The following is a 22,321-nucleotide window of genomic DNA, read 5'->3' as shown; positions in this document are numbered from 1 at the left end:
CAGACTCAGAAAAAATTATCTGAGTCTGCATCTTTAGTTTAGCCTTTACTTTTCAACGTTAGAGTCGGAATCTTTAACATCAGTAGTTGTATCGGCTGATATCTTAATTTCATCTTTTTCAATTTTTGCAGCTAATTTTGTTACATCAGGATTATCAAGGTAGAAGTCAGCTATTTGATCTTCAATCTGTTCCTGGATAACACGTCTTAGTGGACGAGCACCCATTGCGGGATTGTAGCCTAAATCAACTAATTTTTCTTCAACCCGATTTGTAACGTGAAGTTCTAAGTTTTGATTTTTAAGAACTTTATTAACGTCATCAAGCATGATACTTACGATTGAAACTAAGTTTTCTTTACTTAATGAGTTAAATTCAACGATGTCATCAAAACGGTTTAAAAATTCAGGACGGAAGTAATTTGATAGTTTATCAATGATGGCATGGGTTGCACCAGTTGACGTTGCACCAAAGCCAACATTTGCTTCAGCATCAGCACTACCAGCGTTAGATGTCATAATGATAATCGTATCTTTGAAACTTACCACGCGACCTTGTGAATCTGTTAAACGGCCATCTTCAAGAATCTGCAAGAACATATGCATAACATCAGGATGTGCTTTTTCAACTTCATCTAACAAGATTAAACTGTATGGATTACGACGAACTTGTTCAGTTAATTGACCAGCTTCTTCATAACCAACATAGCCAGGAGGGGAACCAATCAATTTAGAAACTGAATGGTTCTCCATGTACTCACTCATATCGAAACGAATCATTGATTCTTTTGTTCCAAATAATTCTTTTGATAATTGTTTAGCAAGTTCTGTTTTACCAATTCCAGTTGGTCCAACAAACAAGAATGATCCGATAGGACGCCCAGATTTATTGAATCCAATCCGGTTACGGCGGATGGCGCGGGCCACTTTATCAATGGCGTCATCTTGGCCAATGACATTAGCTTGAAGGGAAGTGGCTAAATTTTTCAATTGTTGTTGCTCTTTTTCCTTTAGTTCGCCTACAGGAATCCCTGTTTTTTCTTCAATAATTTGTTCCATTTCTTTTTCGGTTACAATTGGTAATTCATCAGAATCAGTATTACTATCTTGTAATTCTTTGAATTTTGCGACTTGATCGCGATAGTAGGCTGCTTTTTCATAATCTTCGTCGGTTAGTGCAGCTTGTTTTTGAGTTTCAGCGTTTTTAATTTTTTCTGCAACTAATTTGGGATCAATAGCTTTAATGGTTAAATTCATTTTTGACCCAGATTCATCAAGTAAATCGATGGCTTTATCTGGTAAAAAACGATCTTGAATGTAACGGTCAGAGAGAGAAGCAGCAGCTTCAATTGCTTCATCACTATAATGAACATGATGGTAAGCTTCGTATTTCTTTTGAATACCTTTTAAAATGACGATTGACTCTTCGACACTAGGTTCATCAACTTGGATAGGCTGTAAACGACGTGCAAGCGCAGCATCTTTTTCGATTTGACGATATTCATTTAGAGTTGTTGCGCCAACGAGTTGTAATTCGCCTCGAGCAAGAGCTGGTTTTAGAACGTTACCGGCATCCATACCACCTTCAGCATTACCAGCGCCTACAATTTCATGAATTTCATCAATGAATAGAATGATAGACTTATCATTTTTAAGTTCCTTCATTAATTGTTGCATTCGTTCTTCGAACTGACCACGAATACCCGTTCCTTGAACTAATGAAACAACATCTAATCGAATAACTTGTTTGTTTAAAAGTTTTTGAGGAACAGCTGAATCAACAATTTTTTGAGCTAATCCTTCAACGACTGCTGTTTTACCAACACCAGCTTCGCCGATTAGAACAGGATTATTTTTTGTCCGACGATTCAAAATTTCAATGATTTGATTAATTTCTTGATCGCGACCAATGACCGGGTCAATATTTCCTGCCCGTGCCTCATCGGTTAAATTAAGACCGAATTGACCAAGGATTGTATCCTTACCATTATTTTTATTAGCGCCACCATTTCTACCAGCTTGGGTAGGAGGTGTCTGCTCTTTTCTTTGTGAACTATTATTTTGACTATTTGGTGCAATCGCATTAAATAAATCATCAAGGTTACCAAAGCTAAATGGATCTTGTTGATTATTACGGATTTGACCATTACTTAAACGCTCTTGTTCATCTTTTAGTAATCGATAACAATTTTGACATAAATCGTATTCTTGATGTTGACCATTTAAGTTAGTTGATAAGTGTATTGTCGCTGGATTGATTTGACAATTTTGACAGATCATATGTGTCACAACCTTTCATATTTCGTTCGTATAGTTTAGTTTATCTAAGATCAAAAACATGTTGACCATCTTTGACCTTCGATGAATAGTATACAAAATATGGAAAAATTCTGCAAGCAATTAGAACTCCTTTTTTACATTTTATGGAGGCTAATCTATAATGAATTTAGTATAGTAGATTTTAGTGAAAAGAGGTTTGAAAATGAGCGAAGATTATAAAGCAAAAATTGATGCATTGATTGCTGGTGAAATAGAGACAATAACAATCAACCCAGATGAATTTATGGCGTTTCAACTTGTTTGGCAAAAAGAAAAATTACGTAAGGCAATCGTTGGTAATGCGCAAAGAGAAGGTCAAATTATTTACAAATATGTTAGTTTGAAAAACTAAAGACTTGTATCATTTTTTAAATAATGGTATTATTTGTCTCTAAAGACTAATGTGTTTAATTTATTAATGAAAACGTGTTCTTTGCTTTTGTTAGTGGGTTATGCATTTTTCTAAAATAAAAAAATATAGAACATCAAGGAGATAATTAATTATGGAAAAGAAAGACTTTCACGTAATCGCAGAAACAGGTATCCACGCGCGTCCAGCTACATTATTGGTACAAGCAGCAAGCAAATTTACTGCTGACGTTGCTTTGGTTTACGGAGAAAAATCAGTAAACTTGAAATCAATCATGGGCGTTATGTCATTAGGCGTTGGTCAAAATGCTGATGTAACAATCACTGCTGATGGCGCTGACGAAACAGATGCAATCGCAGCTATTACAGAAACAATGACGAAAGAAGGACTTGCTGAATAATGTCGAAAATGCTAAAAGGGATTGCTGCTAGTGATGGTATTGCCATTGCTAAAGCATATATGTTAGTTCAACCCGATTTGTCATTCTCGCAAGTAAGCATTGAAGATCCAGAGTCAGAAATCAAACGCCTTGATGCTGCTGTTGCAGCATCAAGTGAAGATTTGAAACTAATCAAACAAAAAGCTGCAGAAAACCTCGGCGCAGAAGAAGCCGAGGTTTTTGAAGCTCATTTGACAATCCTTTCAGATCCTGAACTTATGGGCAACATTGGCGATAAAATCAAAAATGATAAGGTCAACGCTGAAGCAGCATTGAAGGATGTCACAGATATGTTCATTTCAATGTTTGAAGATATGACTGATAATGCTTATATGCAAGAACGTGCAGGCGATATTCGTGATGTTACGAAACGTGTAATGAGTCATTTATTAGGAGTTACAATTCCTAATCCTGCTCTTATCGATCAAGAAGTTGTGGTCGTTGCACATGATTTAACACCATCGGATACAGCCCAATTAAATCGTAAATTTGTTAAAGGATTTATTACTGATGTTGGTGGACGTACTTCTCATTCTGCTATTATGTCTCGTACGCTTGAAATTCCTGCTGTTGTAGGCGCTGGTGATCCAACGACTGCAATCTCAGAAGGTGATATGGTTATTGTTGATGGTATCAATGGTGACGGAATTATCAATCCTACTGCTGAAGAAATTTCAACATATGAAGCAAAAGCAAAAGCTTTTTCTGATCAAAAAGCTGAATGGGAAGAACTAAAAGACGCTAAAACAGTTACTGCTGATGGCGTACATTTTGATTTAGCTGCTAATATCGGTACACCTAAGGATGTTGAGGGTGCAGTAGATAATGGTGCTGAAGCAGTTGGTTTATTCCGTTCAGAATTCTTATACATGGATGCTAGTGAATTACCTTCAGAAGATGATCAATTTAAAGCTTATAAAGCTGCAGTTGAAGGTATGAATGGTAAACAAGTAGTTGTAAGAACAATGGATATTGGAGGCGATAAGGAATTACCTTACTTGCCATTACCAGAGGAAATGAATCCGTTCTTAGGATATCGCGCAATCCGTATTAGTTTGGATCGTCAAGATATTTTCAGAACACAACTTCGTGCTCTACTTAGAGCTTCTCATTATGGACAATTAGCAATTATGTTCCCTATGATTGCAACTGTTGATGAATTTAAATCAGCAAAAGCTATCTATACTGAAGAACGTACTAAGTTAATTGACGCTGGTGTACCAGTAGCAGATAAACTTGAAGTCGGTATGATGATGGAAATTCCTGCTGCTGTTATGAACGGTGATCATTTGGCTAAGTATGCTGATTTCTTTAGTATTGGTACAAATGATTTAATTCAATATTCAATGGCTGCTGATCGAGGTAATGAACAAGTGTCATACCTTTACCAACCTTATAACCCATCAATTTTACGTTTGATTAAAATGGTAATTGATTCGGCTCATAAAGAAGGTAAGTGGGCAGGTATGTGTGGCGAAATGGCCGGCGATCAAATTGCCGTACCTATTTTAGCTGGAATGGGACTTGATGAATTCTCAATGAGTGCTTCGTCAATTCTTAAAACACGTAGTTTAATGAAAAAATTAGATACAACAAAAATGAAGGAATTAGCTGATAAAGCTGTTTCTGACTGTGAAACTAATGAAGAAGTTATTGCATTAGTTGAATCTTACATGAAATAAATTAAACACAAAAAAACTGGTAATTTCGATTATCAGTTTTTTTGTGTTTAATTGGGAATAGATGAGAATAGTCTACTTTTATTGCATAACGGGTGAGAAACCAATATAATTAAAACTATTATATTAGAATAGACAAGGGGACCTTATCGTGAATATTGGAATTTTTACAGATACATATTTTCCACAAGTGAGCGGTGTGGCGACTTCAATAAAAACACTAAGAAACGAGCTCGAAAAAGAGGGACATACCGTCTATATCTTTACGACGACTGACCCACATGTTGATAAGACAGTATATGAACGTAATATTTTTAGATTCTCTAGTATTCCATTTGTTTCTTTTACAGATAGAAGAATTGCTGTTAGAGGCTTATTTCAAGCTTACCAAGTGGCAAAAGAACTAAATTTAGACGTTATTCATACACAGACTGAATTTTCTATGGGCTGGATTGGTAAATTTGTTGCAAGAAATTTAAAAGTTCCTTGTTTACATACCTATCATACAATGTATGAAGATTATTTACATTACATTGCCAATGGTAAGTTATTGAAACCATACCATGTTAAGCAAATGACAAAAACATTTGCATTCCATATGAGCGGGATTATCGCACCAAGTACACGCGTTCAGACGTTGCTACAGAAGTATGGTGTGAAATCAGAAATACGAGTTATCCCTACAGGGGTAGACATTTCTCAATTTGAACAAATTGAAACAGAAGATTATCGTTCTAAATTAGACATTTCTGAAGATCAACCAGTCATGCTTGCGTTAAGTCGATTGGCATTTGAAAAGAATACACAAGAAATTATTGATGGTATGCCAGCGATAATTAAAAAAGTACCGAATGTTTTACTCTTGATTGTAGGGGATGGTCCGGCACGTGAAACCCTTGAAGAGCAAACAGAAAGTTTAAATTTAAAGGACAACGTCAGATTTATTGGTGAAGTTGATAATGATGAGGTATTCCATTTTTATCAGTTAGCAGATTTATTTGTGTCTGCATCAGTAACAGAATCTCAAGGATTGACGTTTATCGAAGCTTTAGCTGCTGGAACACCGGTTATTGCTAAAACGGGTAAATATACTGACGAGTTAATGGAAAAACCAGAAGTTGGTAAAACTTTTTCATCTGAAACTGAAATGGTGACTGATATTATTGATTACTTAAATAGATGTCATGAAGAAGTTGATCCAGAGCCAAGATTAGAAAAGTTAAAAGAAATTTCAGCGGCAACATTTGGATCAAAAGTTGCTGAATTTTACCAAGATGCTCAAATTCATTATGTTGAAATAGAAGAAGAGGATGACGAAATCAGTCATCTATAAACGAATTTATTTTCAAAGGAGTTTCAACCATGCTATTAATTAACATGTTTTCTGCGGCCAATTCGGTTAAAGGACAAGGGGTCGGTAGCGCATATACCGAAATGATGAAGTTGCTCAAAGAACGCTTTCCAACTGAATTCAAAATTAGTGTGAATAAATATAGTCGCTCAGATATTAGTCATTACCATACCATCAATTTTCCTTATTACCTTTCGACTTTTATGCCAGGTAGAGGTAAAAAAATTGGCTATGTCCATTTTTTACCAGAAACACTTGAGGGAAGTGTTAAAATTCCACAACCTTTTAAAGCCATTTTTTATTGGTATGTAATTGCTTTTTATAAACGAATGGATCATATTGTCGTGGTTAATCCAAGTTTTATTCCAAAACTTGAAGCGTTTAAGATTCCAAAAGAACGCGTCACGTATATTCCTAATTTTGTTTCAAAAAAAGTTTTTTATGAAAAAACCGTGGAAGAAAAACAAGCTTTTAGAGATGCGTTAGGTATTCCAGCCGATAAATTTGTTGTTTTTGGTGATGGTCAAGTTCAAGAAAGAAAAGGTGTGCCCGATTTTATTAAGTTAGCTAAGCAAAATCCTGATATCCAATTTATTTGGGCCGGTGGCTTTTCATTTGGTAAGTTAACTGACGGTTATGCTGAATTAAAAAAAGTAGTTGATAATCCGCCTAGTAATTTAACGTTTACTGGGATTATTGATCGAGAAGCTCTAGTAAATTATTACAATATTGCTAACCTTTTCTTACTGCCATCTTTCAATGAATTGTTTCCAATGTCAGTATTAGAAGCATTTAGTTGTGGGACACCTGTATTATTGCGCGATTTAGATCTTTATAAAGCGGTTATTGAGGGCTATTATGATGCCGCGACAGATGTTAATGGTATGCAAATTAAATTGAGAAAATTAAAAGAAGATCCCAATGCGTTATCAGTTTTGCATGACAAAGCAGATCAGGCATCAGCATACTATTCTGAGGATAGATTGGCTGAAATTTGGCATCAATTTTACTTGGACCAGAGCAAAGAGGGCTAAAAGATGACTCGAAAAAACATAGGTTTATTGACGTTAATGGTTATAATTGGGATGGGGATATTCGCTTATTCTTTAAAAAATGTATCAATTCAGTCGCTCGTTAAAGCTTTAGTTAATATTAATATATGGTGGTTATTAGTAGCAGTATTTTGTATCTGTATGTACTTTGTCATTGAAGCATTTGTTGTTCAACGGTTCATGATAGGGCAACATAAAAAATTTACATTTAAGAATGCAATTCGTATTCCACTGATTGAACAATTATTTAATGGAATCACACCTTTTTCAACAGGTGGACAACCTGCACAATTGTTTGCGATGGCTCAGTCAGGTGTGGACGCTGGTCGTGCAAGTTCCATTTTATTAATGAAATTTGTCGTTTACCAGGCAATGATTGTTATTAATTTTATTGTTTGTTTACTAATTGGGTTTCAATACATTCAAGATAAAGTTAATTATCTAATGGTATTCGTGATTTTTGGATTTGTGATTCATTTAGCTGTGATTACTGCTTTGTTAATGATCATGTATTGGTATGGATTCACTAAAAAATTAGTGTATGTTTGTATGCTAGTTGTTAAGTTATTCGTTAAAGGGGATCGTTTTGATCGCTGGAATACAAGTATTTATTCAAAAATTGAAAACTTCCATAAAGAGAGTTTACGTATGAAGAATGAAAAGAAAATGATTTTTCACGTTTTTGTATTAACATTCTTCCAACTCGCGTTTTACTATTTAATTCCATACTTTATTATGTTGTCATTGGGATACACATCAGTGAATGTGATTATGATTACAGCACTTCATGTGCTTATTGTCATGGTAATTTCACTTTTCCCAATTCCGGGGGGAACTGGTGGTGCAGAATATAGCTTCGCGATTGTCTTTTCTAGTTTCATGACCAGTCACAGTAAATTGATTTTAGCCATGTTGTTATGGCGTATTTTAACTTACTATGTTGGACTATTTGCGGGAATGTTTGCTTTAGTTGTTAAACCAGATAAGGTAGAAGAAGTTGGAATTGAAGATTAAATAAATGAAATATGATAGTAACCATTGCTGATGATAGATTTTCTATTATTGGCAATGGTTTTTTTTGTGTTTTATAAGGAGAAGAACGTGTTTCTTTAAGCAATACTAAAATCGCTAATCAGTTTATTACTATTCAAAATAACGACAAAAAAGCACTGTCAAATGACAATGCTTTTATTAGTTAGCTTTTCAAAATCGTTAAATATATTGTGATAAAGCGTCTTTAACTTGCTCTTTTGAATGATAACCGACGAGTGTATCAACAACTTCGCCATCTTTTTTAATCATTAATGTGGGAATTCCCATGATACCAAAATCGTCAGCTGTTTTAGGATTTTGGTCAACATCCATTTTAGCAAATTTAACCTTGTCACCTATTTCTTGTTCTAATTCCTCAATTGCTGGTGATTGCATTTTGCAAGGGCCACACCATGTTGCCCAAAAATCCGTCAATGTTATACCTGAATCTGTAACTGTTTTGAAATTTTCATCTGTAATTGCTTGTACCATTTGAATTCCTCCTTTATTTATTTGAATATAATATCAGAGGAAATATAATTAGCCTAAATATATGCTTACAAAAAGTAAGTATAAAGAAATAACGCCGTATTTTTATTTATTTTGTGTCATGTAGTCATTCAAACGTTCCATCCCAAGCACTAAATTCTCCATACTAGAAGCGTAACTTAAGCGAACGTAACCTTGACCAGAATCACCAAAAGCAGTTCCTGGAATTAAGGCAAGTTTATTATTAAAAGCTAGTTCTTTACAGAATGCCATAGAATCTTGGTTATATCCTGCAGGAATTTTTGCGAAAATATAAAAAGCGCCACTAGGTTGTGCCATTTCAAAATGCATTTTTTTCATTTCAGCCATAACGAAATCACGGCGTTTTTTATATTCAACATTCATTATGCGACCATCGTCTTTACCGTCACGTAAGGCAGCAATTCCAGCACGTTGAGAAACACTTGTTGCAGAGGTTACTAAGTATTGATGAACTTTTTTTAATTCATCAGTCATCGCTTTGGGAGCAAGCAAGAATCCAATGCGCCAGCCAGTCATGGCATGCGATTTTGATAAACCATTAATTAGGACAGTTTGGTCACGGATATATTTTGCAATTGAGACATGTTCATGATCATAAGTTAATTCACTATAAATTTCATCACTAATTGCCCATAATTTTTGCTTTCTAATTTCATCAGTTATCGCAATAACTTCATCTTCGGTCCAAGAAATACCAGTTGGATTACTTGGATTAATTAGGATAATACCTTTAATATTTTCATTTGGATTATCTTTAACAGCTTGATTAATCATCTCAGGTGTTAATCTAAAGTTATTATCACGTGTGTTGATAAAAATTGGTTTAACCCGATTTAAAGTAATCAGTGGCATATAGCCAGGGTAGAGTGGCGTTGGGACAAGAACGGCATCGCCGGGGTTGAAGATAGTCTGTAAGGCAGTTGCGATGGCTTCAGTTGCACCAACTGTAACTAGAATTTCAGATTGTGCATCATAAGTAACGTCATATTTTTCATTAAAAAATTCACTGGCAGCTTCACGTAACTCAATATCACCAGCCATACCCATATAATGTGAGTAATTTTCATGAATGGCTTCGATGGCAGCTGCTTTAACATGATCGGGTGTATTAAAATCTGGTTCACCCATTGTTAATTTAATCATATCAGGAATTTGGCTCACTTCATCATCAAATTGACGAATATCTGAGACCTCTATTTTAAATACTTGATCGTTCAAATCTTTTCTAAATAAGCTCATTTTTATGCCTCCAAGTCTAATAACTAACAGTTTAGCATAAAAACAAGTTAAGAAACGATTATAATCTGCTTAATCAGGTGTAAATGTATAGAAAATTTGGTATTATTAACTATGATATTGAAAGGGGAACAACTATGAAAAATTCTCAGTTAGTAGCAATCATTAGTCGCTTAGAGGCTATGCAAAAAGAAGATAACGGCGAAATCCAAACAAGACACTTCGAACGTGAAGGTGTTGAAAAGGGAATCGTTGAATATGATCCAGATATGAAAGCATATACGTTAGAAGATTTAAGTAACCATACTAAATTTCCTTTCGATGATATTGATTTAATTGCAATGGAAGTTTACGACTTACTATTTAGTTAATCAATAACTGAAACATAGATTGAAAGACATTTTCGTGTTCTCGAAAACTGATCTTAAAAAATGGAGGCACTAAGATGCGGTCAACTTTAAAATATGTTCAGGATAAATTGAGCTCAAGATGGGGATTCCTCCTCTTGACGCTCGTTTTATTTTGGGCCAAAACAGTTGTTGCTTATGAAACCAAATTTACATTAGGTGCAACAGGTAGCATGCAACAATTTTTACTTTATATTAATCCAATACCAACAGCGTTATTATTATTTGGAATTGCAATCTACTTTAAGGGTAAAAAATCATATTGGATTTTGCTGATTGTTGATTTTATTCAAACATCATGGCTTTTTGCAAATATGGTTTATTATCGTGAGTTTTCAGATTTTCTTTCACTAGGAATTATCAAAAATTCAGGTTCAGTAGCTAATAATCTAGACAAGGGAATTGCCGGTATTTTACGACCAACTGATTTCTTTGTTTATATCGATATTATTATTTTAATTTTGATTCTTGTCTTTAAATTAGTCAAAATTGACTATAACCCAATTAAAAAGCGTTATGCTTTTATCCTGACTATTGCATCTGTACTTTTAGCTTTAGGGAACTTAGGTTTAGCTGAAAAGGATCGTTCTCAATTATTGACAAGAACTTTTGATAATAACTATATTGTTAAATATTTAGGCTTGAATTTCTATGCGGGATATAATGTTTATCAAACGCAAAAAGAAAGTGCGACACGTAAAAATGCCACTGCTAAAGATATGGATAAAGTTCTAAAGTATTTGGATAAAAATCGTTCTAATTCAAATATAAAGTATTATGGAAAAGCGAAGGGTAAAAATGTTTTTGTGATTCATCTAGAAAGTTTCCAACAGTTCATGATCGATTATAAATGGGATGGGCAACAAGTTACGCCTAACATTAATAAATATTATCATGATCAAAATACATTATCATTTGATAATTTCTTTAATCAAGTTGGACAAGGTAAAACGTCTGATGCTGAAATGATGTTGGAAGCATCCCTTTATGGGTTACCATCTGGTTCAGCGATGACGACTTATGGCACACAAAATACATTCCAAGCAGCACCCGCTATTCTTGATCAAAAAGGCTACTCTACAGCAGCTTTCCATGGTGACGTGGGTAGTTTCTGGAATCGTAATAATACTTATAAATCATTTGGTTACCAGTATTTCTTCAGTGAACCTTATTATGATGTCAAAGCTAACTATAAAGTTGGTTATGGGATGAAAGATAAGATTTTCTTGAAGCAATCGGTTAAGTATATTGAACAATTACCCCAACCTTTTTATGCTAAACTCATCACACTAACTAACCATTATCCATATGATTTAGATAGTGCGAATACGTCAATCAAAAAGACGGATACAGACGATAGTACGGTTGATGGTTATGTTCAAACATCTAAATATCTTGATCAATCATTCGGAGAATTCGTTAGTTACTTGAAGAAGAGTGGCTTGTATAAGGACAGTATGATTGTGATGTATGGTGATCACTATGGTATCTCTAATAATCATCCGAAAGCTATTGCACAGCTTTTAGGTAAAGACAAAGTAACAAGTTATGATTTAACGATGTTCCAAAAGGTACCATTTATGATTCATATGAATGGCCTTAAGGGCGGTATTAATCATACTTATGGTGGTGAAATTGATGTGCTACCAACTTTACTTGATCTATTAGGCGTTAAGAATACCGATACGGTTCAATTTGGTAATGATTTATTATCGAAAAATCGTAACCAAACGGTTGCCTTTAGAAATGGTGATTTCGTTTCACCAACCTTTACAAAAGTTGGAAATACCACGTATAACACTAAGACTGGTAAAGAAATCGAAAAACTAACGGCAGCACAACAAAAAGTTTATAACAAAGAATTAAAACATGTTACAACGTCATTATCATTATCAGATGAAGTTATTACGGGTGATCTATTAAGATTCTACGCACCAAGTAATTTCACTAAAGTAAATAAATCTGACTATAATTACAAGAAAAGTGACGCTCTTGAAACTTTGAAAAAAGCACAAGAGAAAGAAAAAACCAGTTTAATTGAACAACACGGTGGGGTATCTACCGAAAGTTTATTCAAAACTGATGCTCCAGAATTAAAATAACGATTGAAGTCATAACGTCATGTTATGGCTTTTTTTGTTGTAACCTTTACACAATCTTTACAATACCCCCACAGGACCTTTACATTAAAAATATAAACTTAATGTATAAGTTAAATATCGATATTTATGGAGGAAGTTACTATGAAAAAGGGATCTTTAGTAATGATTGGTGGAATTTTATCCATCATGTTATTAACTTTAACGGGATGTGAGACACAATCAAATTCAGGAAAATCGATTACAATTGTTGGATCTACAGCTTTACAACCTTTAGTTGAGGCAGCTGGTGAAGAATACGGGACTGAAAATGTTGGCGTCTTTGTTAATGTTCAAGGTGGCGGATCCGGAACAGGATTGAGTCAAGTTCAAGAAAAAGCCGTTAGCATTGGTAACTCAGATGTTTTTGCTGAAGAAAAATCAGGCATTAAGGCAAGTAAACTTGTAGACCATCAAGTTGCCGTTGTTGGAATTACGCCAGTTGTGAATAATGGTGTGGGCGTTAAAAACGTCTCAAAAAAACAACTTATAGATATTTTTACTGGTAAATTAACAAATTGGAAGCAACTAGGTGGCAATGATTTACCAATTGTCCTTTTAAATCGTGCATCTGGTTCGGGAACACGATTAACATTTGAAAAATGGGGATTAGAAGGTAAGCAAAGTAAAGATGCACAGGAACAAGATTCAACGGGAATGGTTCGACAAATTGTCGGATCGACACCTGGTGCAATAAGTTATATGGCTTTCTCATACGTTGATAAAACGGTCGATGTACTTTCTGTTGATAAAGTTAAACCAACTGAAAGTAATGTTGCCTCAAATAAATGGAAAATCTGGTCATACGAACATATGTATACGAATGGTGAACCCACGGGATTAACAAAACAATTTTTAACTTATATGATGTCAAATAAAATTCAAAAACAGGTTGTTAGTAAATTAGGTTATATTCCAACAACACAGATGCAAGTGAGTCGTTCGGTTGAAGGTAAAATAACACCAATTAAGAAGGGGATGTAGTTATGGATCCGATTCGTGAAAGTTTACTCAAAAAATCAAAAGCATCTAAACTAGAGATGCGCGGTAAAATAATTACTTATTTCTGTATTGGACTAATCGTCGCTATTGTTCTTGCTATCTTTTATTTCGTTGCTTCAAAAGGATTAGCAACGTTCTTTACTGATAAAGTATCAATTAAAGATTTTTTATTAGGAAAGAGTTGGAACCCTGGAACGCTTGATAAAGCAGGTAAGCCAGAAGTTGGGGCTTTACCAATGATTTCTGGATCATTCTTTGTCACTTTTTTATCAGCATTAATTGCAACACCTTTCGCTATTGGAACAGCTATTTTCATGGTTGAAATTTCACCAAATACGGGTAGCCGAATTTTACAACCGGTAACTGAATTATTAGTTGGTATTCCTTCAGTTGTTTATGGATTTATTGGTCTTTCAGTTGTGGTCCCATTTGTTCGAAGTATTTTTGGTGGAACAGGGTTTGGTATTTTATCTGGGACATTTGTGTTATTTGTTATGATTCTACCAACCGTTACGTCAATGACTGTTGATACTTTAAAATCTGTCCCACGTTATTACCGGGAAGCCTCACTGGCCTTAGGTGCAACACGTTGGCAAACAATTTATAAAGTTATTCTAAGAGCAGCAACACCAGGTATCATGACAGCGGTTGTTTTTGGTATGGCACGAGCTTTTGGTGAAGCCTTAGCCGTTCAAATGGTTATTGGTAATGCATCATTGATGCCATCAAGTTTAATTACACCATCATCAACTTTAACAAGTATTTTGACGATGGGAATTGGAAATACTGTCATGGGCTCATTAGAAAATAATGCGCTATGGTCACTTGCTTTAATTCTATTATTAATGTCATTATTCTTTAACATGGTTGTTAGAGTAATTGGTAAGAGAGGGGCGCTTAAATAATGAATCCTAAAAAAGTAGATAAAATCGCAACAAGTATTTTATATGGTATTGCCGGATTCGTCGTTCTTGTTTTAGCGGCCTTACTTGGCTATATATTGGTTAGAGGTGTGCCACATATCAGCTGGCATTTCTTAACATCACCCGCAAAATCATTTTCAAGTGGTGGTGGAGTAGGAATCCAATTGTTTAATTCCTTCTATCTATTATTATTAACATTATTGATTTCTTTCCCTATTTCATTGGGAGCGGGTATTTGGTTATCAGAATACGCTAAAAATAATTGGGTGACGACGGTTATTAGAACGTCTGTTGAAATTTTAAGTTCATTACCTTCAGTTGTTGTTGGGCTTTTTGGGTTTTTGATTTTCGTTGTCCAATATAATTTCGGTTTTTCAATTTTATCAGGTGCATTAGCCTTAACGTTCTTCAATTTACCTTTATTAACAAGATCAATCGAAGAGTCATTACGTTCTATCCCATATTCACAACGTGAGGCTGGCTTTTCGTTAGGATTATCGCGTTGGGAAACCGTTACGAGAGTTATTGTTCCAGATGCAGTACCTGGTATTTTAACGGGTGTTATATTGAGTGCCGGCCGTATCTTTGGTGAAGCAGCTGCGTTAATTTATACTGCTGGTCAAAGTGCGCCAGCACTAGATTTTACAAACTGGAATCCAGCTAATATTGCGAGTCCGTTAAATCCAATGCGTCCAGCTGAAACATTAGCTGTTCATATCTGGAAAATTAATTCAGAAGGTATTATGCCTGATGCATCAGCTGTTTCTGCAGGCGCATCAGCCGTCTTAATTATCGCAGTGCTTTTATTTAATTTCTTAGCTCGATTCGGTGGTAAAGCACTTTATCGTAAAATTACATCAAGTAAATAGATCATTAGGGGGTCAAAGAATATGGTAGAAAATAAAACTGAAAAATCTAGAATTATGACCTTCAATGAAGATAAACATGAGATAGCTTTAGAAACCAAAGATTTACATGTTCATTATGGTTCTAATGAAGCAATTCGAGATGTTAGTTTACAATTTGAACGGTTTAAAATTACAGCTTTAATTGGGGCATCTGGTTCTGGTAAATCAACTTATCTTAGATCGTTGAATCGTATGAATGATGGGATTGCTGATGTAACAGGACAAATTATTTACCGTGATTTAGATATAAATAAAGATAATGTTGATATTTATGAAATGAGAAAACATATTGGAATGGTATTTCAACGACCTAATCCATTTTCAAAATCAATTTATGAAAATATAACGTTTGCTTTGAAACGTCATGGGATGAAAGATAAGCAGTTACTTGAAGAACGCGTTGAAAAATCACTTAAACAAGCTGCACTTTGGGATCAAGTTAAAGATGATTTGAATGTGAGTGCGTTATCATTGTCTGGTGGACAACAACAACGTTTATGTATCGCTAGAGCGATTGCTATGGAACCTGACATCTTATTGTTAGATGAACCAGCTAGTGCGTTAGATCCAATTTCAAGTCGAATTGTTGAAGAATCACTTTTAGAACTGAAAGAAAAGTACACGATTGTCATTGTGACACACAATATGCAACAGGCTTCACGTATTTCAGATTACACAGCATTTTTCCATTCAGGAAATGCGGTAGAATATGATAAAACAACAACTATTTTTACGCGACCAACAATTAAACTAACGGATGATTATGTTTCAGGAAACTTCGGTTAAGGGGGAAAGGCCAAATGACTAAAATAATTGAAACAAATGATGTTCATTTGTATTATGGTAAGAAAGAAGCCCTCAAAGGAATTAATCTTGATTTCAATGAAAAAGGGATTACCGCTTTAATCGGTCCATCTGGTTGTGGTAAATCAACATATTTAAGAACGTTAAATCGCATGAATGATTTAATTCCAGGTGTAACCATTACAGGTACAGTTAAATTAAAAAATGAAGATATTTACGGTCCTAAAATGGATACCGTAAGATTACGCAAAAATGTTGGGATGGTTTTCCAACAACCTAATCCATTTCCATTTTCAATTTACGAAAATGTTGTATATGGTTTGCGATTAGCTGGCGTTAAAGATAAAGCAATCCTTGATGAAGCTGTTGAAAAAAGCTTGAAACAGGCTGCTGTCTGGGATGATGTAAAGGATGATTTGGGTAAAAATGCGCTTGCGTTATCTGGCGGACAGCAACAACGTGTCTGTATCGCTCGAGTCTTAGCGGTTGAACCTGAGGTCATTTTACTGGATGAACCAACAAGTGCTCTGGATCCTGGTTCAAGTAGTAAAATTGAAAATATGTTGCTAGAATTGCGTGAAAAATATACTATTATAATAGTGACTCACAATTTACAACAAGCTTCTCGAATTTCAGATCGAACTGCCTTCTTTTTAGAAGGTAATTTAATTGAAGTTGCACCAACTAAAAAATTATTTACGCAGCCTGTACAAAAAGAAACGGATGACTACATTAGTGGTCGATTCGGTTAAGAAAGGGAGACAAAATAATGCGATTACTTTTTGATGAAGAACAAGAAAAGCTACACATTAGATTTAGCGAAATGGGTATGATGGTTAGTGAAGCCATTCATAAATCTGTCCGTGCTTTCATTAATCATGATAAAGAGTTGGCCCATGAAGTTATCGTTGGCGATTACAAAATTAATGAACGCGAAATGAAGTTAGAAAAACAAACGTTAGAAATGATTGCATTGTATCAACCTGTTACAAGTGATTTAAGAGATATTGTGACTGTTTTAAAAGCTATTTCTGATTTAGAACGAATGGGAGATCACGCTGTAAGTATTGCGAGATCAACGATTCGTGTTAAAGGCAATCCTAGGGTAACGGAGATTGAAGATGAGATCGGAATTATGGGCGACCACGCACGTAAGATGGTTGAAGAAGTCCTCACAGCTTATATTAGAAAAGATGCCGAAAAAGCTCGTAAAGTTGCTAATTTAGATCTTGAAGTTGATGAATATTTCACGACAATATATGACCAGTGTATCCATGAAATGAAAACGAATCCCGAAACAGTTGTGGGAAGTGCTGACTATTTGATGGTTGCCACTTATCTAGAACGAATTGGCGATTATGTTACAAATGTGTGTGAATGGGTTGTTTATTTAAAAAATGGCCGAATCACTGAATTGAATCCTGGTAAATCAGAGTTAGAAAAAGAAAATGAATAAGGCACTACTCATTTAATAACTAACAATTTCGCGATTGTTAGTTATTTTTAATTTAAACGTTAAAATTTAAGTAAATAACGCTCGTTAAAATTGTAAAATGAGTACGATAAGAAGTACAATAATGATAGATTATTCTGAATGGAGGAACTACAAAATGAAAACAAATAAAAAATTCACAAAATCAACTAATAAAATTATCGCGGGTGTCGCAGCTGGACTTGCCGAATATATAAATTGGAATCCAACACTCGTTAGATTTTTATTTTTAATGCTAATCTTCGCAACAAAAGGCGTATTTATACTTGTCTATATCTTGTTAGCAATTAGCTTACCAGGGAAAAAACGTTCATTTACTAGTTCTTTTGAGCAGTTTACATCTAGTACTGGACAACGGACTAGCTCATCAAGTAAGAGTGGCCGTAAAATTATTAAAGATGTAGAAGTTACAGACGATAAATAATATTAATGATGAGGTGAAGATTCATGGGATTTTGGCAGCGCGTATTAATTAATGCCATACTGTTTTTGGCAATATCTGGTTTTTTTCCAGAGACTTTATTTGTTAAAAGTATCTGGGTTGCATTAATCGCCAGTTTTGTACTGGCCGTACTAAATATGCTAGTTAAACCGTTTTTAGTGATTTTATCACTGCCGGTAACTATTTTCAGTTTAGGATTTTTCTATCTGATTATAAATGCATTTATGTTACAAATGACGTCATTTTTTGTGGGTAATGAATTTAAATTTTCGAGCTTTTGGGCGGCATTTATCATCTCAATTGTGATGAGTATTGCTAATACAATCGTAACAAATTACTTTATTAGAAATAGACAATAGGGGGCATTAAGATGGCCAATGAAGTTTCAGTTAGAAATTTAGTAGATGCAATGGGATTAACTGTTTTAATTGGGAAAGAATACTTGGATGATAAAAAAATTACAACAAGTGATATTTCACGTCCTGGTCTAGAATTAACCGGGTATTTTAATTTTTATCCGAAAGAACGTATTCAATTATTTGGGATGACAGAACATGCTTATGCAAATGGACTGACTCCTGAAGATAGGCAGAATGTGATGAATCAATTAGCAACAGAACAAACACCATGTTTTGTTGTTTCAAATGATTTGGATGTGCCGCTAGAATTATTAGCTATCGTCAAAGAAAGACATATTCCAGTTCTAATTTCAAAACTAACAACGTCACGTCTATCTTCTAATATGGTTAACTTTTTGGAAGCTAAATTAGCTGAACGCCAGTCAATACATGGTGTTTTAGTTGATATTTATGGTCTTGGGGTCATGATTACAGGTGATTCTGGTGTTGGTAAATCAGAAACAGCGCTTGAATTAATTAGACGTGGACATCGGTTAATTGCAGATGATCGTGTTGATGTTTTCCAACAAGATGAGGAGACACTTGTTGGTGAGGCACCTGCAATTTTAAAACATTTACTTGAAATTCGAGGTATCGGTATTATCGATATCATGAACTTGTTTGGTGCAGGAGCTGTCCGTAATGACACTGATATTTCACTAATTATTCATCTAGAAAACTGGACTCCTGATAAACAATTTGATCGATTAGGTAATAATGATGAATTTGTTAAAATATTCAATGTGAATGTGCCAAAAATTTCTGTACCTGTTAAAACAGGACGTAATTTGGCCATTATCATTGAAGTCGCAGCAATGAACTTCCGTGCAAAAACAATGGGTTATGATGCTACTAAAGCATTTGAAGCTAATCTAAATGGCTTAATCCAAACAAATTCAAAAAAAGATTAAGGATTGGACGAGAGTAAATTGAATTATTTATTAGGTGCGTTGAATCCCATCGCAGTTAAATTAGGACCTATTGAAGTTCGTTGGTATGGTGTAATAATTGCGAGTGCAGTAATTCTAGCAGTTATTTTAGCCATTCTTGAAGGCAAAAAAATAGGAATAAATGAAGATACCATATATGATATGGTTCTATGGGCGTTGCCAATTTCAATTGTTTCTGCGCGACTCTATTACGTTGTGTTCGAGTGGTCTTATTACGCTCAACATCTCAGTGAAGTTTATCGAATTTGGGATGGTGGTATTGCTATCTATGGTGGGTTAATAGGCGCAATTATTACAGTGATTATTTTCTGTCAGCGTCGCCATTTGTCAGCATGGTTAATGTTTGATCTAGCGGCACCACTTGTGCTACTTGCGCAATCAATCGGCCGTTGGGGTAATTTTATGAACCAAGAAGCCCATGGTGGAAAAACGACGTTAGAGGCATTGCAAAATTTACATTTACCTGAATTTATTATTAACCAAATGAACATCAATGGCACCTACTATAAGCCAACATTTCTATACGAATCATTGTGGAGTTTTGTTGGATTCTTAATATTAATTGCCTTGAGACATCGAGTACACCTTTTCAAACGTGGAGAAATACTATTTGCATATCTAACTTGGTATTCATTTGGTCGTTTCTTTATCGAAGGAATGAGAACAGATAGCTTAATGTTATTTTCAACAATTCGTGTTTCTCAACTTCTCTCATTAGTGATTTTTATTGGATCAATTAGTTGGTTATTATTGAGAAGATATTGGGAACCGCAAAATCAATGGTATTTAGACGGACAATTGAAATAAAAATTTCTCATAGTTAATGCTATTAGAGGTAAAATTTGGTATGATTAGAATGAATAAATTTTGAAGGAGATTATATAATGACAAAAAAAGTAGCAGTATTAGGCGCCGGTTCTTGGGGTAGTATCCTTGCCGATATCCTAACTGAAAATGGTCATGACATCAGACTTTGGTCAAATGTTCCAGCACAAGTAGCAGAAATGAATGAGTTCCATACAAATAAGCATTACTTGGAAGATTACACTTATTCTAAAGACCTACATGCATATGAAGATTTAAAAGAAGCTTTGGATCAAGTTGACGCTATTTTATTTGTTGTTCCAACAAAAGCAAGCCGTATTGTTGCTAAACAAGTAGCAGCAATTTTAGAAGAAACAGGTAACAAACCAATTATTATTCATGCAAGTAAAGGACTAGAACAAGTCACACACAAACGTATTTCAGAAGTTATTGAAGAAGAAATTCCTGCTGACATTCGTGGTAGTGTTGTTGTCTTCTCTGGCCCAAGTCATGCTGAAGAAGTTGCAAATCGTGATTTAACAACAATTGTTTCAGCAAGTACTGATCCTGAAGCTGCAAGTTTTGTTCAAGATCTCTTTATGAATAAATTCTTAAGAATCTACACAAATAACGATGTTATCGGTGTTGAAATGGGCGCAGCTATGAAGAATATTATCGCCGTTGGTGCTGGTATGCTTCATGGTATGGGCTATGGCGATAACGCTAAAGCAGCTTTGATTACACGTGGATTAGCTGAAATTGCTCGTTTAGGGACATCATTTGGTGCTAACCAATTAACCTTTATGGGACTTTCTGGTGTTGGTGATTTAATCGTTACAGCTACAAGTGTTCATTCACGTAACTGGCGTGCTGGAGACCAATTAGGTCAAGGTAAATCATTAGATGCTGTTGTTGCTGATATGGGTATGGTTATCGAAGGTGTTGGTACTGCTAAGGCTGCTTATGAATTAGCACAACAACAAGGAATTGATATGCCAATCACAAATGCAATTTATGACGTTTTATACAATAATAAAGAAATTAAATCAGTGATTGAAGCTTTGATCAATCGTGAAGGTAAATCTGAATTAGCAGAATAAAAGGGGATTAGACTATGCAAAAAGTTAAAAAAGCCATTATTCCGGCTGCTGGACTAGGGACTCGTTTCTTACCAGCAACTAAAGCGATGGCAAAAGAAATGCTCCCAATTGTTGATAAACCAACGATTCAATTTATTGTTGAAGAGGCGCGTCAATCGGGTATTGAAGATATTTTGATTGTTACGGGTAAAGGTAAGCGACCAATTGAAGATCATTTTGATTCGGTGCCAGAACTGGAAGCGAATTTAGCTGCAAAGCATAAAGACGAATTATTAAAATTAGTTGAAGAAACAACGGATATTAATTTGTATTTTGTTCGTCAATCTCATCCACGAGGTCTTGGCGATGCCGTTTTAATGGCTAAAGACTTTGTTGGGGATGAACCTTTTGTTGTCATGTTAGGCGATGATTTAATGGAAGATAAAGTACCATTAACGCGTCAACTCATGAATCGCTTTGATGAGACACATGCTTCAACTTTAGCGGTGATGAAAGTCCCTCATGAAGAAGTTTCAAAATACGGTGTGATTAATCCTGAATTAGAAGTTAAACCTGGATTATTCAATGTTAAAAACTTTGTTGAAAAACCTACACCTGAAGAAGCACCTAGTGACTTGGCTATTATTGGACGTTACTTATTAACACCTGAAATTTTTGGTATCTTAGAACATCAAAAACCAGGTGCTGGTAATGAAATTCAATTAACGGATGCCATCGATGCATTGAACAAGGTGCAACGTGTTTTCGCTCATGAATTTAAAGGAACCCGATACGATGTTGGCTATAAATTTGGCTACTTAAAAACAAGTATTGAGTATGGTTTGAAACATAAAGAAGTTAAAGATGAATTAAAAGAATATTTGAAGACTTTAGGCGCAAAATTAATTGCAGAAGATACAGCAAAAAATAAGTAGCCTAATTCTTACAGTAAAGCAGGTTTCAAGTTC

General features: G+C 34.8%; 23 protein-coding genes. 20 read left to right on the top strand and 3 right to left on the bottom strand.

Annotation, left to right across the window (positions count from 1 at the left end):
• Nucleotides 1–45 precede the first annotated feature (45 nt).
• Nucleotides 46–2,277 (bottom strand): ATP-dependent Clp protease ATP-binding subunit, encoded by a 2,232-nt coding sequence (locus AC1RPY_RS04285; protein WP_481761503.1) that lies wholly within the window; start codon nucleotides 2,275–2,277, stop codon nucleotides 46–48.
• A 202-nt stretch (nucleotides 2,278–2,479) separates the two neighbouring features.
• Here AC1RPY_RS04285 and AC1RPY_RS04280 point away from each other — a divergent pair, with 202 nt between their 5' ends.
• The 6 genes from AC1RPY_RS04280 (at nucleotide 2,480) to AC1RPY_RS04255 (ending at nucleotide 8,221) form a co-directional block, all read left to right on the top strand.
• Nucleotides 2,480–2,668: a hypothetical protein gene (locus AC1RPY_RS04280; protein WP_057973672.1), complete on the top strand. Its 189-nt coding sequence runs from the start codon at nucleotides 2,480–2,482 to the stop codon at nucleotides 2,666–2,668.
• A gap of 151 nt (nucleotides 2,669–2,819) precedes the next feature.
• A complete protein-coding gene (locus AC1RPY_RS04275) occupies nucleotides 2,820–3,086 on the top strand; it encodes a phosphocarrier protein HPr (RefSeq protein WP_409022159.1) in 267 nt (88 codons plus the stop codon).
• Nucleotides 3,086–4,807 carry a phosphoenolpyruvate--protein phosphotransferase gene (gene ptsP / locus AC1RPY_RS04270; protein WP_481761502.1) on the top strand — a complete coding sequence of 574 codons (1,722 nt, stop codon included), beginning with the start codon at nucleotides 3,086–3,088 and terminating at the stop codon, nucleotides 4,805–4,807. Before AC1RPY_RS04275 ends, ptsP begins: the two co-directional genes overlap by 1 nt.
• Nucleotides 4,808–4,955: 148 nt before the next feature.
• Nucleotides 4,956–6,137 carry a glycosyltransferase family 4 protein gene (locus tag AC1RPY_RS04265; RefSeq protein WP_481761501.1) on the top strand — a complete coding sequence of 394 codons (1,182 nt, stop codon included), beginning with the start codon at nucleotides 4,956–4,958 and terminating at the stop codon, nucleotides 6,135–6,137.
• Nucleotides 6,138–6,166: 29 nt separating this feature from the next.
• On the top strand, nucleotides 6,167–7,189 hold the full coding sequence (locus AC1RPY_RS04260; protein ID WP_481761500.1) for a glycosyltransferase family 4 protein: 1,023 nt from the start codon (nucleotides 6,167–6,169) through the stop codon (nucleotides 7,187–7,189).
• 3 nt (nucleotides 7,190–7,192) lie between these two features.
• Entirely contained in the window at nucleotides 7,193–8,221 is a 1,029-nt protein-coding gene (locus AC1RPY_RS04255; RefSeq protein WP_481761499.1) for a lysylphosphatidylglycerol synthase transmembrane domain-containing protein, read from the top strand.
• 198 nt (nucleotides 8,222–8,419) lie between these two features.
• Here the strand turns inward: AC1RPY_RS04255 and trxA are convergent, their stop codons facing one another.
• Entirely contained in the window at nucleotides 8,420–8,731 is a 312-nt protein-coding gene (trxA, locus tag AC1RPY_RS04250; RefSeq protein WP_481761498.1) for a thioredoxin, read from the bottom strand.
• 102 nt (nucleotides 8,732–8,833) lie between these two features.
• Nucleotides 8,834–10,009 (bottom strand): pyridoxal phosphate-dependent aminotransferase, encoded by a 1,176-nt coding sequence (locus tag AC1RPY_RS04245; protein WP_481761497.1) that lies wholly within the window; start codon nucleotides 10,007–10,009, stop codon nucleotides 8,834–8,836.
• 134 nt (nucleotides 10,010–10,143) lie between these two features.
• On the opposite strand from AC1RPY_RS04245, the gene AC1RPY_RS04240 reads away from it, so the two are divergent.
• The 14 genes from AC1RPY_RS04240 to galU all read left to right on the top strand — a co-directional run bounded on the left by AC1RPY_RS04240 (nucleotide 10,144) and on the right by galU (nucleotide 22,288).
• On the top strand, nucleotides 10,144–10,377 hold the full coding sequence (locus AC1RPY_RS04240) for a YkuJ family protein (protein ID WP_409022166.1): 234 nt from the start codon (nucleotides 10,144–10,146) through the stop codon (nucleotides 10,375–10,377).
• 74 nt (nucleotides 10,378–10,451) lie between these two features.
• Nucleotides 10,452–12,515 carry an LTA synthase family protein gene (locus tag AC1RPY_RS04235; protein WP_481761496.1) on the top strand — a complete coding sequence of 688 codons (2,064 nt, stop codon included), beginning with the start codon at nucleotides 10,452–10,454 and terminating at the stop codon, nucleotides 12,513–12,515.
• A gap of 141 nt (nucleotides 12,516–12,656) precedes the next feature.
• On the top strand, nucleotides 12,657–13,535 hold the full coding sequence (locus tag AC1RPY_RS04230; protein WP_481761495.1) for a phosphate ABC transporter substrate-binding protein PstS family protein: 879 nt from the start codon (nucleotides 12,657–12,659) through the stop codon (nucleotides 13,533–13,535).
• A 2-nt stretch (nucleotides 13,536–13,537) separates the two neighbouring features.
• Nucleotides 13,538–14,458 carry a phosphate ABC transporter permease subunit PstC gene (pstC, locus tag AC1RPY_RS04225; protein WP_409022169.1) on the top strand — a complete coding sequence of 307 codons (921 nt, stop codon included), beginning with the start codon at nucleotides 13,538–13,540 and terminating at the stop codon, nucleotides 14,456–14,458.
• On the top strand, nucleotides 14,458–15,345 hold the full coding sequence (gene pstA / locus AC1RPY_RS04220) for a phosphate ABC transporter permease PstA (RefSeq protein ID WP_481761494.1): 888 nt from the start codon (nucleotides 14,458–14,460) through the stop codon (nucleotides 15,343–15,345). The genes pstC and pstA overlap by 1 nt, the downstream gene beginning before the upstream one ends.
• Nucleotides 15,346–15,366: 21 nt before the next feature.
• Complete coding sequence (gene pstB, locus AC1RPY_RS04215; RefSeq protein WP_481761493.1) at nucleotides 15,367–16,170, top strand: phosphate ABC transporter ATP-binding protein PstB; 804 nt, start codon at nucleotides 15,367–15,369, stop codon at nucleotides 16,168–16,170.
• A 14-nt stretch (nucleotides 16,171–16,184) separates the two neighbouring features.
• On the top strand, nucleotides 16,185–16,940 hold the full coding sequence (pstB, locus tag AC1RPY_RS04210; protein ID WP_409022172.1) for a phosphate ABC transporter ATP-binding protein PstB: 756 nt from the start codon (nucleotides 16,185–16,187) through the stop codon (nucleotides 16,938–16,940).
• 17 nt (nucleotides 16,941–16,957) lie between these two features.
• Nucleotides 16,958–17,644: a phosphate signaling complex protein PhoU gene (gene phoU / locus AC1RPY_RS04205; protein WP_481761492.1), complete on the top strand. Its 687-nt coding sequence runs from the start codon at nucleotides 16,958–16,960 to the stop codon at nucleotides 17,642–17,644.
• A gap of 154 nt (nucleotides 17,645–17,798) precedes the next feature.
• Entirely contained in the window at nucleotides 17,799–18,104 is a 306-nt protein-coding gene (locus AC1RPY_RS04200; protein ID WP_409022174.1) for a PspC domain-containing protein, read from the top strand.
• A 23-nt stretch (nucleotides 18,105–18,127) separates the two neighbouring features.
• Nucleotides 18,128–18,481 carry a phage holin family protein gene (locus AC1RPY_RS04195; protein WP_481761491.1) on the top strand — a complete coding sequence of 118 codons (354 nt, stop codon included), beginning with the start codon at nucleotides 18,128–18,130 and terminating at the stop codon, nucleotides 18,479–18,481.
• Between the two features lie 11 nt (nucleotides 18,482–18,492).
• The gene (hprK, locus tag AC1RPY_RS04190; protein ID WP_481761490.1) at nucleotides 18,493–19,431 is read left to right on the top strand and encodes an HPr(Ser) kinase/phosphatase; all 939 of its coding nucleotides are present in this window, start codon (nucleotides 18,493–18,495) and stop codon (nucleotides 19,429–19,431) included.
• 18 nt (nucleotides 19,432–19,449) lie between these two features.
• Nucleotides 19,450–20,277, top strand: a complete 828-nt coding sequence (gene lgt, locus AC1RPY_RS04185) for a prolipoprotein diacylglyceryl transferase (RefSeq protein ID WP_481761489.1) — start codon at nucleotides 19,450–19,452, stop codon at nucleotides 20,275–20,277.
• Nucleotides 20,278–20,354: 77 nt separating this feature from the next.
• Nucleotides 20,355–21,374 carry an NAD(P)H-dependent glycerol-3-phosphate dehydrogenase gene (locus AC1RPY_RS04180; protein WP_481761488.1) on the top strand — a complete coding sequence of 340 codons (1,020 nt, stop codon included), beginning with the start codon at nucleotides 20,355–20,357 and terminating at the stop codon, nucleotides 21,372–21,374.
• A 14-nt stretch (nucleotides 21,375–21,388) separates the two neighbouring features.
• Nucleotides 21,389–22,288 (top strand): UTP--glucose-1-phosphate uridylyltransferase GalU, encoded by a 900-nt coding sequence (gene galU, locus AC1RPY_RS04175; protein WP_409022179.1) that lies wholly within the window; start codon nucleotides 21,389–21,391, stop codon nucleotides 22,286–22,288.
• Nucleotides 22,289–22,321: the final 33 nt, after the last annotated feature.

It is taken from the genome of Dellaglioa sp. CoH-56-MRSF-12, assembly GCF_056782075.1.
This window is presented reverse-complemented; position numbering and strand designations above follow the sequence as displayed.